The 18872-nt window shown below is 36.1% G+C and carries 15 protein-coding genes; all 15 read left to right on the top strand.

Annotation, left to right across the window (positions count from 1 at the left end; genetic code table 11):
* The first annotated feature begins 8 nt into the window (after positions 1-8).
* Positions 9-926 (top strand): DUF4238 domain-containing protein, encoded by a 918-nt coding sequence (locus BM097_RS01590; protein WP_090545224.1) that lies wholly within the window; start codon positions 9-11, stop codon positions 924-926.
* 22 nt (positions 927-948) lie between these two features.
* Positions 949-1161 (top strand): hypothetical protein, encoded by a 213-nt coding sequence (locus BM097_RS01585; RefSeq protein WP_090545222.1) that lies wholly within the window; start codon positions 949-951, stop codon positions 1159-1161.
* A 124-nt stretch (positions 1162-1285) separates the two neighbouring features.
* Positions 1286-2170 carry an ADP-ribosylglycohydrolase family protein gene (locus BM097_RS01580; RefSeq protein ID WP_090545220.1) on the top strand — a complete coding sequence of 295 codons (885 nt, stop codon included), beginning with the start codon at positions 1286-1288 and terminating at the stop codon, positions 2168-2170.
* Positions 2170-3291 carry an SseB family protein gene (locus BM097_RS01575; protein WP_090167813.1) on the top strand — a complete coding sequence of 374 codons (1122 nt, stop codon included), beginning with the start codon at positions 2170-2172 and terminating at the stop codon, positions 3289-3291. The genes BM097_RS01580 and BM097_RS01575 overlap by 1 nt, the downstream gene beginning before the upstream one ends.
* 12 nt (positions 3292-3303) lie before the next feature.
* The gene (locus BM097_RS01570; protein WP_207646777.1) at positions 3304-3867 is read left to right on the top strand and encodes an HNH endonuclease signature motif containing protein; all 564 of its coding nucleotides are present in this window, start codon (positions 3304-3306) and stop codon (positions 3865-3867) included.
* Positions 3868-3966: 99 nt separating this feature from the next.
* Positions 3967-4953, top strand: a complete 987-nt coding sequence (locus BM097_RS01565) for a helix-turn-helix transcriptional regulator (protein ID WP_090545218.1) — start codon at positions 3967-3969, stop codon at positions 4951-4953.
* A 44-nt stretch (positions 4954-4997) separates the two neighbouring features.
* Entirely contained in the window at positions 4998-5207 is a 210-nt protein-coding gene (locus tag BM097_RS01560) for a hypothetical protein (protein ID WP_090167807.1), read from the top strand.
* Between the two features lie 252 nt (positions 5208-5459).
* Positions 5460-5786 (top strand): hypothetical protein, encoded by a 327-nt coding sequence (locus tag BM097_RS01555; RefSeq protein ID WP_143084943.1) that lies wholly within the window; start codon positions 5460-5462, stop codon positions 5784-5786.
* Positions 5787-6100: 314 nt separating this feature from the next.
* A complete protein-coding gene (locus BM097_RS01550; protein ID WP_090545217.1) occupies positions 6101-6331 on the top strand; it encodes a helix-turn-helix domain-containing protein in 231 nt (76 codons plus the stop codon).
* A complete protein-coding gene (locus BM097_RS01545) occupies positions 6318-6926 on the top strand; it encodes a DUF1819 family protein (RefSeq protein ID WP_090545214.1) in 609 nt (202 codons plus the stop codon). The genes BM097_RS01550 and BM097_RS01545 overlap by 14 nt, the downstream gene beginning before the upstream one ends.
* Entirely contained in the window at positions 6926-7504 is a 579-nt protein-coding gene (locus tag BM097_RS01540; RefSeq protein WP_090545212.1) for a DUF1788 domain-containing protein, read from the top strand. The genes BM097_RS01545 and BM097_RS01540 overlap by 1 nt, the downstream gene beginning before the upstream one ends.
* A gap of 17 nt (positions 7505-7521) precedes the next feature.
* Complete coding sequence (gene brxC, locus BM097_RS01535) at positions 7522-11127, top strand: BREX system P-loop protein BrxC (protein WP_090545210.1); 3606 nt, start codon at positions 7522-7524, stop codon at positions 11125-11127.
* A gap of 18 nt (positions 11128-11145) precedes the next feature.
* Complete coding sequence (pglX, locus tag BM097_RS01530) at positions 11146-14754, top strand: BREX-1 system adenine-specific DNA-methyltransferase PglX (protein WP_090545207.1); 3609 nt, start codon at positions 11146-11148, stop codon at positions 14752-14754.
* Positions 14755-14770: 16 nt separating this feature from the next.
* Positions 14771-17428 carry a BREX-1 system adenine-specific DNA-methyltransferase PglX gene (pglX, locus tag BM097_RS01525; RefSeq protein WP_090545205.1) on the top strand — a complete coding sequence of 886 codons (2658 nt, stop codon included), beginning with the start codon at positions 14771-14773 and terminating at the stop codon, positions 17426-17428.
* Between the two features lie 14 nt (positions 17429-17442).
* A complete protein-coding gene (locus BM097_RS01520; protein WP_090545203.1) occupies positions 17443-18864 on the top strand; it encodes a hypothetical protein in 1422 nt (473 codons plus the stop codon).
* The last annotated feature ends 8 nt before the right edge of the window (positions 18865-18872 follow it).

The following is an 18872-nucleotide window of genomic DNA, read 5'->3' as shown; positions in this document are numbered from 1 at the left end:
GGATTGTTATGAAGGAACCAGTTAGACATCATTATATTCCTCAATTTATACTTAGAAATTTTAAAAGAGAAGACGGATATGTATCATACTATGATTGTAGTAAAGGTTCTGTTGAGAGTAAAAGAACTGAAGAAATCTTTATGACAAGAAATCTTTATAGAGATACAATTAATCACCCAGATGAGCCTGTTAAGATCGAAAAGGATTTGGCTAGATACGAAAATGAAGCATCTCAGATTATTAACAAGTTTTTGAAAGAAGATGAAGTAGTTCTTTCTGTTGAAGAAGATGATAGTCTAAAGTTATTTCTTGCTATTATGGGATTTCGTGCAGATAGAGTTAAGGAAATGTTTAGTGAGTCAACTGATAATGAGTTTAAAGAATTTTATTCGATGTTTCAGGAAGATGGTGATTTAACCGATTTCTGGAAACGAAATCTAGGGATTCTTGTGAATTGCAGATCATTGAAGCAGGTATTAGATAATCCTAATATTGATTCTCCAGTTAAGGCGTTTATGGTAAGAGATACATGCGGGTTGATACTAACAGGTTTATACTTTCTTCCTGTTGAGGTTAGAGGTGGCGAAGACTTTATGATAAGTGATTGTTATCCTGCTGTATTTGATGGAATCAGTGAGGATGGCATGACAAGTATTCCAATGTATTCTGTATATCCTATATCTCCTAAAAGGGCGTTGTTTTTAATGGCTGATGGTGTTGAAAATGCACCATCATACGCATCAGGATTCGATAAGAATTTCTTTAGAAAGCCAATTATAAAACGTGACGGGAAAACAGCAGTATTTAGAATGCAGAAGATATATGAAAATGAAGTTAGGAACATAAATGATACATTATTTGGGTGTGCGTCAGAAGGAGCTGCATTTATAGATAAAAAGCGAATACATAATATTATAGAAGATTAATGTTAGAAAGAAGGTTACTAGCTTGAAGTACATAGTAAAGAAAATCCAAGAAGCAGACTATGGATGCGAGGAGCGACCAGTAGGTTATTTGCCACAAGTGTTGCTTCGCTTACGTGACGAGACAGGACAGGAGATTGATATGGAGGTGGCAGATGCAGAGTTATTGGCCAAGGATATCAATGAAGGTGATTGGGTATTCTTTGATAAGGATAATGAGATTTTCAAGGAACTGTAAAGACTAAAAAAGACTAAAAATTACATAAAATCTACGTTTGTGAGGTGTGCTTTTTAAAGTACATCTCTTTTTTTATTATAGAATCAGAAAAAGACTAATGCCGAGTAGTAAGGAGGAGCGATATATGTACGGAGCAATTTTAGGTGATATGATTGGTGCACCATATGAGTTCGACAGGGGGGATAAGACAAAGGATTTTATTTTGTTTGATCCCCGAAAATGGATTAGATACACTGATGACAGTGTAATGACGCTTGCTATTGCAAAGTCCATTATGCTAGTAGGAACAGATGCAGATGAACGGACAATGAAAGCGGCATTTGTAGATCGCATGCAGGACTTTGGCGGAAGATATGCTCAAGGAGAATATGGAGGCAGCTTCGCAGGCTGGTTGAAATCTAGCAATCCTCAACCTTATGGAAGCTTTGGCAATGGCTCTGCTATGAGGGTTTCTGCAGTAGGTTGGATGTTTGATACGTTGGAGCGCACCAGAGAGGTGGCACGCTGGTCTGCTGAGGTGACTCATAATCATCTTGAAGGAATCAAGGGCGCAGAGTCTGTAGCTAGTGCAATCTTTATGGCTAGAAATAGATGCACTAAGGACGAAATTAAAGAATATATCATTTCAGAGTTTGGCTATGATCTTAGCAGGACTTGTGATGAGATTCGACCAACTTATCATCATGTGGAGAGTTGTCAAGAGACTGTTCCTGAGGCAATCACAGCCTTTCTTGAGGGCGAAGACTTTGAAGATGTTATCAGGACAGCGGTTTCGTTAGGAGGAGATTGTGACACACTTACCTGCATCGCCGGTAGCATCGCTGAGGCCTTTTACGGAGTGCCTGATTCCATGAAAGCGGAGGCGGTGAAGAGACTAGATAAGGAGTTTCTAGATATTTTGGACAAGTTTGACAGGGATTTTAGATTAATACCATTAATATATGTTGAGCCTATAGAATATTTTCCAAAAGAGATAAGGGATGCTTATTTTAATGAGGAGGAGCAATAATGAACTACAAGAATTTAGGCTTTAGGCCATTTTACAAGAACTTTAGCATATTGCTTAACAATGACAACATAATGGATATTGTAGCTGATTTAGATGTGAACGAGGTGTTTGATGGTGTTCTAGTTTATGGTTATGTAGACCACGAGGCAGGCTTCACATTTGAGATTCTCTCTTTAGCTTTGCAAGGAGATGAAGGTGGTTTTAAATTTTATGATTTACCAAATGATATCACGTATAAGCTTCGAGCTGATGCAGTAGAAGAGTGTGAGTGCTTGTTTAGTGAAGATGTTTACGATGAATATATGGAGCTGTTCAAGGATAAGATTTCTAGCCTGGAAACCTATGAAGAAAATGAGAATGTTGCCAAGAGTCGTAGATTTGATTTTCTTGATCCATTTAGACATGAAGAATACATAGATGATGTCCAGGTTGTGCTCTTGAAAGACGGCTTGCAGCCAGAACAAGTTTGGGTACGCATTGAAGACCTTGGAGATAAAGTCATTATCGGCAAACTTTTAAACGAGCCTGATCAGGATTTTGGATATCATCTGCATGAGAAGGTTGCATTCTTCGTATATACGGATGAGGATAATAAACAGCATTTACTATGTGATATGAATCCTAGTCAAAAACTTACACCTGAAGATTTGGCTGATGGCAGTATGTTAAGAGAAGCTATTGCAGCATTCAATGATGATAAGACTGAAAGTAACTTCATCGATGTGCTTGAACTACTGAGGGATAGTCTAGTTTGGATTCCATGTAATGTAGTAATGGGAGAAGCTGATCAGAAATTCCTCGAAGAATTAGCAGAGAGGGATGAGGAAGAAATTGTAGGCAAAACATTTTCAGCACTTGATGATATCAGGATGATTCCAGATATACTTAAGAATGGTGACAAGTATTACTTCCCTGTATTCTCAAGTAGGGAGGAAATGGGCGATTACGGCAATGATTTTTCTAAAGTCCAGAAGCATTTTTTTGAAGCAATGAAGCTGGCGCTAGGAAATGATGCCGATGTTGTTGGTATTGTTGTTGATGCTTTTTCTAATCCAATTGTGATTGATAAGGGATTGTTTGATATAATTGGTAATATGAAGTCTAGACTTGTCGAGAAATAGGGGGTACAGAATATGCCTAAAGATGTTTTTAGAATGCCTACACCGATGAAAATTACAGGAAGAACGTCTAGCATTACTAATGCGTTTGTAAATGGGATAATACCAACTATAGAACCATCGGAAGAAGAACTTGATGACGTTTTAAGAACTTTAGGGATGACTAGGGAAACAATTTGTTGCGCTTACTGTGGTGACAAATATACAGAGTGGGATCATTTTAGACCGTTAATAATTAATAAAGCTCCTACGGGCTATGTTTCGGAAATCCATAATCTTGTGCCTGCTTGCGGCAAATGTAATCAGAGTAAAGGAAACAAGAATTGGAAAGAGTGGATGCTAGGCGATGCCAAATTATCTCCAAAGTCTAGGGGCATAAAAGATTTAGCAGCGAGAATAGAACGATTGTCGAACTTTGAGAAAAAGTACACGCCACTTAAGGTTGATTTTGAAAAAGTCGTTGGTAAAGAACTATGGTCATCTCATTGGGAAAATCATAGGAAGCTTATTGAGATGATGAAATCTTGTCAAAAAAAGGCTGATGAGATTAAAGATAAGATTAATAACGGAATATACTAGACAGAATATTTTTAAGAATTAGATTATGTGAATATGTCCAATAATCATCCCTCCTATGCTATACTCAAGAAAGATTGAGTATAAATAGGGGGTATCTTTATGTCTAAAGGGGCTAATCAAAAATTAAAATTAAGTTATCTATGTAAAATAATGCAGGAAAAGACAGATGATGAGCATCGGCTTACTCTGCCTCAAATTATAAAGGAACTGCAGAAGTACGATATTACCGCGGAACGAAAGAGTCTCTACGATGATTTTAAAGTTATGGAGAATGAGCTTGGTATCGAGGTTATTAAGGAACAGGAAGGTCGTGAGACTTATTATCATGTAGGCAGTCGTACTTTTGAGTTAGCAGAGGTAAAGCTACTGATTGATGCAATTCAGTCTTCGAAGTTCATATCAAAAAGTAAATCGGATGTTTTAATTAAAAAAATGAATGCTTTTGTTAGCGAGTACCAGGCGAAGCAGCTGAAAAGACAGGTTTACGTCAATGACAGAATCAAGACTATGAATGAAAGTATTTATTATTCTGTGGATTCGATTCATACAGCGCTAATGAATAATAAGCAGATAGAGTTTTTGTATTGTTCATGGACTATTGACAAAAAGCTGGAGCCACGCAAAGACGGGCAAAAATATAAGGTGAGTCCATGGGCTCTTACGTGGGCAGATGAGAACTATTATCTAGTAGCTTATGATTCAGAGGATGGTAAGGTAAAGCATTATCGTGTAGATAAGATGATGAAACTTTCCGTTGTTGACAAAAAGCGAGATGGGGAGGAACATTTTAAAAATTTTGATATGACTACATATGCCCTTGAGAACTTTTCAATGTTTGGTGGTGAAATCAAACGTGTACATATTGAGTTTCCTAATGAAAAAGTAGGTATATTTATAGATAGATTCGGAAAAGATATAAGTATTCGTCCAGTAGATGACGGAAGAAGCAAGATAGCTGTTGATGTTGCCATTAGTTTACAATTCTTTGGATGGATATTCAGCCTTGGAAAAGATGTTGCGATTACGGGACCAGAGGCTGTAGTAGAGATGTATAAGAAAGAACTTCAGAATAGGTTAACGGTTTAGACATAGAAATATGTTAGTCTAATTTCATTCAGGAGGTAAACACCATGGAAGAAATTAAATGCACCAGGGAAGATATTGAAAAATCTGCAGAATGGTTTTTCAAATTCTGGATGTTTTATGACATGATAGAAAAGGGAATGATTTCTGAGGATAAGGCCGGTACATATTATGAACAGGAGACTGAGAAGCTGACAGATTTACAGCAACATTTATTGGATATTATGATGGAGTCCATGAAAAACAGTATGAAATAATTATCAAAAGCGCGTTTAAAGAAAAAGAGGGGAGTTCTGACTTTTTCAACAGAAAATAATATTATGAGCCTTTTAGGTGTTATATTTGATGCAGATTTGCAGCATTTGGTCTAAAGAGTTGACTAGATGCTGCTTTTTTGATGTAAAAATGCAGCAAAATCAAGGCTTTGAGCTGTCCGATAAAACTACAATGTCATGAGTAGAATATAAAATAGATAAAAAATGGAAAATCTTAGTATGTAGAGGTTTTATATGGAGAAAAAAGATTTTGCTGAATTTATAAATAGACAAAACTGGATATTTGCAAAAACGTATGCTGATAGAGCACCGCATGAGTATATAGTTAAGGACAAGCTAGATAAAAACGATATGTCGGAATTTCCTAAAATAGTGACTTATATACGACATTTCGGATTTCCAGCGATATTCTGGGGGGAAGAACATATTTATTACTACTATGAAGGATATTATTACTGGACGATGGGCGATTCAGTAGAGGAGACAATTATCTTGAATCGATGCAATTATAAGCTATATGAAATGTGCTATAGCGGAAAAGGGGGAGAAGGATGTTTATGAGGAAACTTATTTATTGGTTACAGAAAAAGAAAAGGATTGAAAAGAGAAGTTGTGGGCAGTGTTGTATTACCTGTTCATATTTTAGTGAATGTGTAAAAGATGGTGTGTTTTAATAATTTTAATTAAGCCTAAATTATTAGAATAATAGGGTGATTAACTAGAAAAAAGCATAAGAATTGGGATATATCTTTGTGAAGTTCAACTATAGGTTTGTGAAGTTATTTCATTGCTACTTCTCTAGCCAAATGTTATCATATAAACAGTGCTTTTATAAGCAATTTTCAGTCGTTGTTTACATTTGGCGAGGAATAAGTATGAAAGTAAGTTATAAGAAACTATGGAAGATGCTAATTGATTTAGACATGCAAAAAAAGGACTTGCAGGATGCGATTAAAGCAAGTCCTAATACTATGGCAAAAATGGGCAGAAATGAGAATGTATCTATGGATGTAATTTCTCGAATTTGTGCATTCCTCAAGTGTGATGTTGGCGACATTATGGAAATGATTCCAGATGACGGAGGAAACACAGTTGAAGAGAAATAAATATAGCGCAGGAGCAGTAAAGTTCTCATTTTGGTTTATGGAGTTTAGGAAAGAGGTCCAGATGTTATCGTCTGGAAAATCTTTTGAGGAGATAAAAAAGCTCAGTGAAGAAGAGAATATATTTGGAGCTAGTACACCAGCTAGAGCCAAGATGATTTATTCAACTTGTACAGCGAGAATCAAATCCTTGGATGAGAGCTTTTATCCATTGTTTATGGATAGTGATGTTTCTACTCAGAAACTATTTGCATTAGCAGGAACACTAGCACATGATACATTGTTCTTTGATTTTGTATATGAAGTAGTTCGAGAGAAGCTGATTATTGGAAATAATGTTTTAACCGATGCTGATCTTAGTATCTATTTTAAGAATAAGCAGGAACAGCATGAGGATGTCGAAAAGCTAACTGAAGCTACAGTTAAAAGGCTTTCTAGAAGCTATAAGACAATGCTTTTTGAGGCAGGATTACTTGATGACAATAATAGAGGAACAGAGCGTGAGATTTTGAAGCCCGTTCTTGATCCGATTTTAAAGCATTGGCTTGACGATTATGGATATGGACAGATAGCTAAGGCGTTGGAAGGAGTTAGATAATGGCAGATTTAGCAGAGCGTCTAGATCAGATGGAAGAGGCGATTAAGAAGCCAACATTCCGTCAGAGTAGCGGTAGAGCAAACGAAGTTAATTATTGGGTGTTTGATTATCCGCCAGAACAGGAATTGGAAGTTCGAGAGAGAATCAAATACATGCAAAATAGAAATTCTAAAGGAAACGAAGAATTTGAATTAGTAGTCTTTGATCTTTACGACATTATCATTGATTTCCTTAAGGAGAATGATTTTCTAGAGGATTGCTACAAGTTCGAAAAGAAAAAGGGACTTGAAAAAATAACAAAAGCTGTTAGTAATTCGATGAAGATTAATGACGATGACAGTCTTATTGTTCAGCACATCAAGGATAATACACCAGATAATGCTGTTGTATTCCTTACAGGAGTTGGAAAGTGCTTTCCAATTCTTAGATCACATAAGGTATTGAACAATTTGCATCAATCATTTGTAAAAGCTCCTGTAGTTATGTTTTTCCCAGGAGTATATAACGAACAAGAACTTATCTTGTTTGGCGAAATAAAAGATGATAATTATTATCGTGCATTTAAGTTAGTGAAGTAGTTAGGAGGAGAACTAATATGCAGATTAAAGATATGTTTGCTAAGAGTATTGATAGAGATATTCAAGGCGTAGTGATGGTTGGACAGGGTGAAACAAGTAATCCAGCACAGGAATTAGAAGAATATGTTGTTACAAGGGAATTACAGAAACACTTTGCAACATTTTTTGAAGCATATAAAAAGGGAATCGTTGGCAATACTGTAGAAGTGGGAGTATGGATTTCAGGTTTCTTTGGAAGTGGTAAATCTCATTTCTTAAAGATACTATCATATATCCTGGATAACAAAGAAATTGGTGGTAAAAAGGCAATTGATTATTTTGTTGATGATAATAAGATTTCTGATGCGATGGTTCTTGCAGATATGCGTTTGGCTAGTGAAACATCAACAGATGTTATCTTGTTTGATATTGATGCAAAGAGTGATAGCAACAGCAAACAAAATAAAGATGCAATAGTAAATGTTTTCTTAAAAGTATTTAACGAAAAACGTGGGTTTTGCGGAAGCTTACCACATCTTGCAGATTTAGAGAGTCAGCTTACAGATGAAGGCAAGTATGAAGTTTTTAAACGAGCATTCGCAGATGAATATGGTTCAGATTGGGAAGAATCGCGTCATAAGTTTGATTTTATACAGGACGATGTTGTTGAGGCTCTTGTAAAGATTGATTTCATGAGTGAAGCTGCTGCTCGCAACTGGTGTGAAAAGGCAACTGAGCCATATCGAATAAGTATTGAAGAATTTGCAAAAAGAGTTCAAGAATATATTGAGAAGAAGGGAAATAATCACCACGTCGTTTTTATGGTTGATGAAGTAGGACAGTATATAGGTGATGATTCAAGTTTGATGCTGAATTTACAAACAGTACGACATGAGTTGAGTCAAGCTTGTTACGGTAAAGCATGGGTTGTTGTTACTAGCCAGCAGGATGTTGATTCTATTATGAAAGTTAAGGGAAATGACTTCTCTAAGATTCAGGGGCGTTTTGCCACACGACTTGCTCTTTCATCGGCAAATGTTGATGAGGTTATCAAGAAGAGAATTCTGGATAAGAATGAGACTGGCGCACAGACACTTAGACTTCTCTATGAGCAGAAGGCTACTATCATCAAGAATCTTATTGTTTTTAATGATGGCGTAGAGAAAAAGCTTTACTCAGATGAAAATGATTTTGCTTGTGTATATCCGTTCGTACCATATCAATTTAATATTTTGGCGAGTGTACTTACATCGATAAGGACGCATGGTGCATCAGGCAAGCATTTATCAGAAGGTGAGCGCTCAATGCTTGCACTATTCAAAGAATCCGCAGTAAAAATCATGGAAGAATCAGAAGGTGCAATTGTGCCATTTCATAGATTCTATGACGCTCTTGAAAACTTCTTGGATCATAGTCATAGAAGTGTAATTATTAGGGCTTTTGATAACACAAAGATTAATCCAGAGGGACAGACTGAGGATGTATTTGCAATTAATGTTCTCAAGACTCTTTTTATGATTAAGTACATACTTGAGATTGAGGCTAATGTAGAGAATATCACTAGCCTTATGATTGATAACATTGATAATGATCGTATCGAGCTAAAGGAAAGGGTTGAGCAGGCACTTAAGGTCCTTCAGCAGCAGATGCTTGTGCAGAAGAATGGTAGCCTTTTTGTTTTCCTTACAGATGAAGAGCAGGAAATTAATCGAGAGATTGAAAGCCAGAATGTTGAAATGGCTGAGGTCATTAACAAAGTTTCGGAAATGATTTTTGAGGATATCTTTTCCGATAAGAGATATCGTTATCCAGCATTTAATGGTAGATATGCATTCTCATTTAATCAGATAGTTGATGATAGACCATACAAATCTAATCAGAATTTTGATATAGGACTTCGTGTTCTTACTCCTTGGTATGATGGTGGCAATGATGATGCGACTCTTCGTATGATGTCAGGAACAAGCCAGGAAGTAGTAGTACTTCTTCCAAACGATGCAGCTTTCCTTGAAGAGCTTATGACATATTTGAAGATTGAGAAATTCCTTCGACTTAATACATCTTCGCAGCTCACTAAGTATGAAACTATTAAAGAAGCTAAGCGCGTTGAGATGCGTGAACGTAATTCTAATGCAAAGCTTTACCTTACAGAAGCACTTAAAGAATCAACAATATATGTAAATGGCGATGTGGCAAACCTTTCATCAAAGGAAGTTACATCTAGAATCAATGAGGCTATTGGTAGACTGGTTCAGACAGTTTATCACAAGCTTTCATATATTGATGCAGCATTTGATGAGACCAATATTAGAAAGATGTTTGCTGCAACAAATCAGTTAAAGCTTGATTTAGGTAGTGAAGGTGAGTCTAACCAACACGCACTTGACGATGTACTTAATTTTATATCAGGTAACTCACAGATACATATCAAGACATCCATGAAGACTATTAAAGACAGATTTATGTCTGCTCCATATGGATTCGTAGAGGATGACGTTCATTGGTTGGTAGCTAGATTATATAAGCGTGGCGACTTAACATTTACGGTCAACGGATCTGTTGTAACTGTAATGAATAAGTCGGCAGATGAAATTGTTGATTATATTATTAAAAAGCAGTACGTAGACAAGCTTCTCATGGAAGTTAGAGTCCGTGTACCTGAAAAAGAAAAGAAGGCAGTACAGACCGTAATTAAAGAACTATTTGGAACTTCACTTACATCGGAAGATGAAGATAGTGGTATGAGAACATTCCAAAAGTATTCACAGAACAGAATTGGTGAGATGAATACTCTTTTAGTTAATTACAATCAGTACGTATATCCAGGAAAGAAGGTTATTGATGATGGAAAGAAACTCATGCAGGCAGTTGTACAGATAACAGAGCCTAAAGAGTTTTATGAGTATGTATCTAAGCACCAGGATGATTTACTTGATTATGCGGAGGATTACGAGCCGGTAAAAACATTCTTTGGTGGTGAGCAACAGCAGATATTCACAAGAGCTCTCGATATGCTTGAAATATATGATGATAGTAAAACATACATTGTAGATAAGGCCTTGGAGGACATTGTAGCTCAGATTAAATCAATTGTTGAGATGCAGGCTCCATACAGAGAGATTCCAAAGCTTCCTGACCTTAGAAATAAGTTCATGAACGCTTATACAGACATTCTTGAAAAGGCTGCAGTACCAGTAAAACAATCTATCGAAGCTGATAGAGATAGAGTTATAGAGGTAGTTGATACTAAGGAATATAAAGATGAAAAGAAGCCTGAGTATCAGGAAATGTTTGTTGAAATTTGGAATGGTGCAGATACATGTAACAATGTTTCTAGACTTAGAGCTTATGCGGATAAAGCGAGTGCTCTTAAGATTCGTTTGTTAGACGAAATGAATGAGTTAGATGCTGCTATTGCTGCAAAGAGGGCAGCTGAAAATGCAGCAAGTGGAGATGTGCCAACACCTGATGTAGTAGTTAAGGTTCCTAAGAAGAAGACAAAGAATGTAACAATCAAGACTGTTGCACATACTTCATCATGGAGAATAGAAAAGGCTGAGGATGTAGATAAATATATTGATCAGCTTAAGAAGTCATTGCTTGATGAATTAAATGAGAATGACATCGTAAATGTAGAATTTTAAGATTGGAGATAATAAGGCATGAATAAAACTGCTATAAGAAACTTTGCTATATGGGCAAGAAATAAGTTAATAGCTGATATAGAGTATCGTGCTGGACTTATGGGTATTACATCTGAGGAAATCAAAGAGGCATTGCCTCAGTCTACAAGAGAAACACAATTCTTTGATATAGGAACAGCCGAGCCTTATACAATTACAGGTGAAGCCATTAAGCAGAGAGCCAGCCTTGTAAATGCAATTAATCAAAAGGCTAACGAAACAGACTATGCTACTGCATATAAATATATCATCGAAGGTGTAGCCTATACATGGTTTAACAGACTTATAGCGGTTAGATTCATGGAGGTAAATGATTATTTACCTTCTCATATCAGAGTGCTTTCATCTGAAAGCGGCAAGATGGAGCCGGATTTGGTTACAACTCCATTTGATGCAGAATTGCCATTTACAGATGACGAAAAGCAAGAAATCATCAGACTCAAAAATGATAATGAGCTTGATGAATGTTTCAGAATGCTTTTCATCAAACAATGTAATGCTTTAAATGAAATTTTGCCTGCGCTTTTTGAAAAGACATCTGATTACACAGAAGTTCTTCTTAATATTTCTGCTATAGATAAGGAAGGTGTAGTTTACCATCTTGTAAATGATATTCCTGAGGAAGACTTTAATATTGAGATGGGTGGTCAGGTTGAGATTATTGGATGGATGTATCAGTACTACAATACTGAGCCTAAGAATGAAGCCTTTGCGAAGAATGGAAAGATTTCAAAAGAAGAAATTCCAGCAGTAACACAGCTCTTTACACCGGATTGGATTGTTCGTTACATGGTGGAGAACAGCCTTGGCCGTATTTGGGTAGAAGGACATCCAAATGATTCTCTAAAGGCAGGATGGAAGTATTATCTTCAAGAGGCAGAGCAAGAGCCTGATGTTCAGGAAAAACTTGATGAGATTCATGCTGAATATGCAAAGCTTAATCCAGAAGATATTCATTTTATAGACCCATGTATGGGTAGTGGACATATCTTAGTATATGCATTTGATGTGCTTATGCAGATATATGAGTCTGCTGGTTATTCGCAGAGAGATGCTGCTAAGAGCATTTTAGAGAATAACTTATATGGTTTAGACATTGATGACAGAGCATATCAGATGGCTTACTTTGCTGTCATGATGAAAGCAAGACAGTACAACAGGAGAATACTGTCTGCAGAAACACCATGCCATGTTTATGCTATTCAAGATAGTAATAGTATAAACAGAAATCAGCTTAAGTATTTTGGTGCTGATTTAAATGAAATTGAAAAAAATGATGCAATGAACCAGATAACAAGGCTCCTTGATACGTTTAGAGATGCCAAGGAATATGGTTCTATTCTTGACGTGAAAAATTATGATTGGAAGCTGCTTAGAAGATTTGCTGCTAAGAACAGTGTAGAAGGTCAGATATCATTAGATACTATTGGTATTGATGAAACACAAGATAGATTGCTAGATATAATTGCAATTGGCGAGACAATGGCAAGGAAGTACGAGATTGTTATTACCAATCCACCATACATGGGTGCATCAGGCATGAATAAAAAGTTGTCAGGTTATCTTTCAAAAAGCTATTCAGAAGGAAAAGGGGATTTATTTGCTGCGTTTATAATGAAATGTAGTAAGTTATGCCGAGTAAATGCATATTATTCAATGATAACTCAGCAAGCGTGGATGTTTCTTTCAAGTTTTGAAAAACTCAGATTAAGAATTGATGAAGATTGTTTTATTAATATGGTTCATTTGGGACCAAGAGCTTTTGATGATATAGCTGGTGAAGTTGTTCAATCAACAGCATTTGTATTTATGAAAAATCAGATGAAAAAATACAAAGGATCATATTTGAGATTGATTGATGAGCCGAATACAAGAGAAAAGGAACTTAGCTTTTTAAAGGGTAGCAATGCCTTTTTTACATCTCAATCTGAATTTGAGAGGCTTCCAGGGAAAACTATAGCCTATTGGGCAAGTGAAAACATGTTATCAATTTTTGATCATGATACGCTTTTTAGCAAGTCAGTATCTCCATCGCAAAACATTACAGGAAATAATGATCGGTTCGTTCGTTGTTATTGGGAACTTAATAATAATGATGTAGGAAATAAAGAAAAATGGATTTTTTATGCGAAAGGCGGATCATATCGTAAATGGTGGGGAAATTTAGAATATGTTGTTAATTGGTCACCTATCGCAAGAAATATTTATAAGAATGGTGATGGAAAACATGCTTCACAAATAATAAATGAGGCATATTGGTATAAGAGGGGGATAACATGGGGGATTATTGCCACTACTACTCCTGGATTTAGAGTTATGCCAGAGGGGGCCACATATGATAAGAATGGCTCTACAATAATTGTAAATGATGACATTTATTACTATGTGCTTGGGTTGCTAAATACTGTTGTATATTCAAGAATTGCTGCAATGATGAATCCAACTTTGCATTTCCAAGTCAAAGATGTAAGATCAATGCCAATTATAGAAATGAACAAAGTTAGTGTGGAAATATTAGTCAATAAGTGTATTGAGAACTCGAAGGATGATTTGAAATACGTTGAGACTTCATATGAGTATGCGAAAAGTCCAATTGCAAAAGGAGACACAATGGGAAGATTAATTTCAGATAAATACAAAGAATGGGAAGCTGAGTGTGATAACAGGTTCAATCAGCTTAAGGCAAACGAGGAAGAGCTGAACCGTATTTTCATAGATATTTATGGTTTACAGGATGAACTTACTCCTGAGGTTGAGGATAAGGATGTTACAGTACGTAAAGCTGATTTACAACGTGACATTAAAAGCCTTCTTTCATATGCAGTTGGTTGTATGTTTGGACGCTATTCATTAGATGTTGAAGGGCTTGCTTATGCAGGCGGCGAATGGGATGCAAGCAAATATAAGACATTTATCCCTGATGCTGACAATATCATTCCAATCACTGATGAAGAATACTTTGAGGATGACATTGTTGGTCTTTTTATAGACTGGCTCAAGAAGGTATATGGCGAAGATACTTTAGAGCAGAATTTAGATTTCATAGCACAAGCTCTTGGAAACAAAGGTAATTCTTCACGAGAGATTATCAGAAATTATTTTGTTTCTGATTTCTTTAAGGATCATTGCCAGACGTACTCTGTTACTGGCTCAGGTAAAAGACCTATTTACTGGCTATTTGACAGTGGTAAGCAGAATGGTTTTAAGGCACTTATTTATCTTCATAGATATAATGCTGATACAATCGGTAACTTGCGTGTGGATTATCTTCATAGAATGCAGCGTGTATATGAGTCAGAGATTGGACGTATGCAGGATATGATTGATCATAGTACTAATAGCCGTGAGGTTGGTGCTGCAACAAAACGTAAAGAAAAGCTTCAGAAGCAGCTCAAAGAGTGCCGTGATTATGATGAAAAGATTGGTCACTTGGCATTGGCTAGAACAGAGCTTGATCTTGACGATGGTGTTAAGTACAACTACAAAAAAGTACAACTTGGAACTGATGGCAAGCTTTATGAAGTTCTTGCAGACAGCAAAGCTATTATGATGGATGACAAGAAGTTTAACGACTTCAAAAAGAATTAATTATTGAGGTGAGACAGTGAATAAAACAGCAATCAGAAATTTTGCTATATGGGCAAGAAACAAGTTAATAGCAGATGTTAGTTATAAAGCAGGTCTTATGGGAATAACATCAGAAGGGATTTCTGATGCACTTTTTCAGTCTACACTTGATGTAGAGTTTTATGATATAGGAACAGCGGAGCCATATGCCATTCGTGGTGAAGAAATTAAGCAGCGTAAAGGGCTTGTAGATATCATTAGACAAAAAGAGAAGGAATCAGACTACGCTACTGCTTATAGTAGTGTTATTGAAGAGGTTGCTTATACATGGTTTAATCGACTGATTGCTGTACGTTTCATGGAAGTAAATGACTATATGCCTGCGCATATTAGAGTGCTTTCATCGGAAACAGGAAAGCTTGAGCCAGATATTGTAACAACTCCATTTGATGCTGACTTGGAACTGTCAGAATCTGAGAAACAGCAGATAATCGAGCTTAAGAATGATAATAAACTTGATGAATGCTTTAGAATGCTCTTTATAATGCAGTGCAATACCCTTCATTCTATGCTTCCAAGACTATTTGAGAATACAAGTGATTATTCAGAGTTACTTCTTAATGTCTCATTTGTAGATCAGGACGGTGTAATTTATCATCTTGTGCATGACATTGAAGAGGATGATTTTAATATTGAAAAAGGCGGTCAGGTTGAGATCATTGGCTGGCTTTATCAGTATTATAACGCTGAGCTTAAGGATGAAACATTTGCGCTTCTTAAGAACAATGTGAAGGTTACAAAAGAACGTATTCCATCTGCAACTCAGCTGTTTACACCAGACTGGATTGTTCGCTACATGGTTGAAAACAGCCTTGGAAGATTATGGCTTGAAGGCCATCCAAATGACACTTTAAAATCCGGTTGGAAGTACTACTTGAATGAAGCTGAACAAGAAGCTGATGTAAAGGCACAATTAGAGGAAATAAGAAAAGAATATGCAAAACTGACACCTGGGGATATTAAGGTTATTGATCCATGCATGGGTAGCGGTCATATACTTGTTTACGCATTTGATGTCCTTATGCAGATTTATGAGTCTGCTGGTTATACACAGAGAGATGCAGCAAGAAGCATTCTAGAAAACAATCTTTTTGGATTAGATATTGATGAACGAGCAGCACAGCTCGCTTATTTTGCTGTGCTCATGAAGGCCAGACAGTACAATCGCCGTATTTTAAGTGATTATGTTATTTGCAATGTTTATGCTATCCGCGAAAGCAACGGATTTGATAAGTCGGTTCTGGAATGCCTTGGGGATGCACGAATAATAGGTGAAAAACTAATAGATGTTTTTGAAGATGCCAAGGAATATGGATCTATTTTGAATATTGATATTACTAGAGATGAGCTCGGTACATTAGAACAAAAGGTAGAAGAGCTTAGAAATAAGACAAGCTATGAAAATATGTTTGATGCTATCAATTCAGAAGTTATCTTTAACCAAGTTGTACCTATGATGCTTCAGGCAAAACTTATGGTGCAGAAATATGATGTTGTTGTTACAAACCCACCATACATGGGTAGTAATAATATGAACAATAAGCTGTCTGAATATGCTAAAAAAGAATATCCTGATACTAAGTCTGATTTAAGCACAATGTTTATGCAAAAAACAATGCATATGTGTAAAAAACATGGCAACATGGCAATGATTAATATTCCTGTTTGGATGTTCATTTCAAGTTATGAACAGTTGAGATATAGCATTATCGAAAAGTATACTGTAACAAATATGTTGCATCTTGGAAGGGGAATTTTTGGATCTGATTTTGGAACGACGGCATTTGTGTTCAGAAATGGTGCAGGAAGCTTATATAAAGGTACGTACTTACGCTTGTTTAACAAAACAGTTGAAGTGGTTACTGTGGAAACAAAAGAGATGTGGTTTTTCGAAAGAAAAGGACTGAATGTTGCAAAACAGGTGGATTTTGAAAGAATACCAGGTGCTCCGTTTGCTTATTGGGCTGGAAACGAATACATTTCGAAATTTGATGGACTCAAAATAAAGGATGTTGGTGCACCTAAAAGTGGCATGTCAACAACAGACAACAATAGATTTTTAAGAAGATGGCATGAAGTTGATTATTCCAATATAGGATTTGGATATAGTTCTATTGAGCAAACATCAGATAAAAAATATAGGTGGTTTCCGTTTAGCAAAGGTGGAGATTTCCGGAGATGGTATGGGAATAATGAGTATTTGTTTAACTGGTATAATGACGGCGAAGATATAAGAAAAGCTGTCGTTGGTGCTACTGGTGGAAGATTGGTGAATATTGATATAGGCTTTAATGAAAGCCTTACTTGGACCAAGATTTCAAGCTCTAAGATTTCATTTAGGTATAAACCTAAGGGAATAATGGCAAGTGATGCAGGACCAGGCGTGTTTAACTTATCAGATAATATGATGTACGCATTGGGGTATTTAAACACGAATACAGCACAATTTGGCGCGGATATAATCAACCCAACATTGAACTATGTTCCTGGTACAGTAGAATCACTGCCGTTTGTCATTGATGAGAACAAAAAGCATTTGGTAGAGGAAAAAACAAAAGATAATTTAGAGATAAGTAAAGACGATTGGGATTCATTCGAGACATCATGGGATTTTAAAAAGCATCCATTGATTTAGAGGAGGTATTGAGGGTGTCTGTAAAAAAGCCGGAAAGACTATTGGGATATTTAAAATATAATGATATAGATTATCCATTTGAGTTTATAGAGGAAGACTTTTCCATAGTCCTGTATCCACCTAACTTAGAAGAATGGGAAGAGGCAGCAGATATCTTTGCCTTTTTTGAAAATCTGAACAAGCCGAAGTCTGGCGGATGGATAAAAAGCATTAAGTTGGAGGGTATAACCTCTGAACACTATCGGATAGTTTTTTCGGTAAAAGACTCACCTTCAAATTATCATGGATTTAAAAGTTATGAAGTAAATTGGTTTTACTATTGCAGAGAAGAGTACGGTTTTGATCAGATTGAAGGAATTAGAGTATCGGGACCAGAAGTTAATTATTTCTTTCCTCCGCAAATAGCATTACGGAATGACGTAAAATTTGGCGAGGATAATTACATAGAGAAGATGACGGTTTCAACTACTGATGAGGAAACAAAAAGAGATTGCGGAAGCTATTCGGTAAAGAGAGGGCTAAGTGCAGCTATTGAGTTAGATGCCTTTGCTACAATGCATTATAATACAGCGTTAAATCCGATTGATGCTGCAAGTTATATGTATTTTACTTTCTCAAAACCAATTGGAGTTGATGATTTAACAACGGTTGTTTATCATGCGAGATGCTTTTTAAAGTTTATTACTTATAGAAATAATGTGAGTTTCAACGCTATAGAAGCCTTTTATAACAAAGAGGGTAAAAGAGATTTCGCTGGAACAATAGTATTTCCGGCAAATAAAGAGGAAGAGACACACAAAAAGGCAGCAGATAGAATCATAAAATATGATGTACTTCAAAGCAAAACAGCTAATCTATTTAAAGCTATAAAGCTTGGAAAGATGGGATATGCACATATTTGTAACTCTATTGATGACAGAAGACATTTTTCATCAGGTAGAATGATCATGATTATGTCAGAATTTGAAAGAGAGTTCAGAAACATATATGGGCAGGACTATGATCGTTCGGATTTATACATATCTACAAAGCAAGAGATAGTTGAGATAATCGAAGAATATAGAAAGTCACACACAGGAGATGCCAAAAAGTATGCAGCTAGTATCAAAAAGACAGTGTCAAATTTAGATAATAGTTATGCGCAAAATGTTGAAAAAGCAATTCATGATTGCGAAGCTATCATAAAACCTTTTATTAGTCGTAATTATGGCGGTTATACGGATGAAATAATAAGTGCTATATGCGGAAGAGTTGGAGAGATTCGTAATGGTATTGCACATAGTAAGATGGATTTTAAATTAGATGCGATACATCTTACTGATACAAAGACTATAGAAGAGCTTACTTATGCAATACGATTGAAAAAAGCTGGCGTCCCAGATGATAAAGTGAGACGAGGAATAAAGGAATTGTTTAACGAGAATGTTGCAATTTAGCAAGGTTA

The sequence above is a fragment of the Pseudobutyrivibrio sp. OR37 genome (assembly GCF_900113655.1).
Lineage (GTDB): Bacteria > Bacillota > Clostridia > Lachnospirales > Lachnospiraceae > Pseudobutyrivibrio.
The sequence above is the reverse complement of the archived record's forward strand: the minus strand, read 5'-3'. Positions and strand labels throughout refer to the sequence as shown.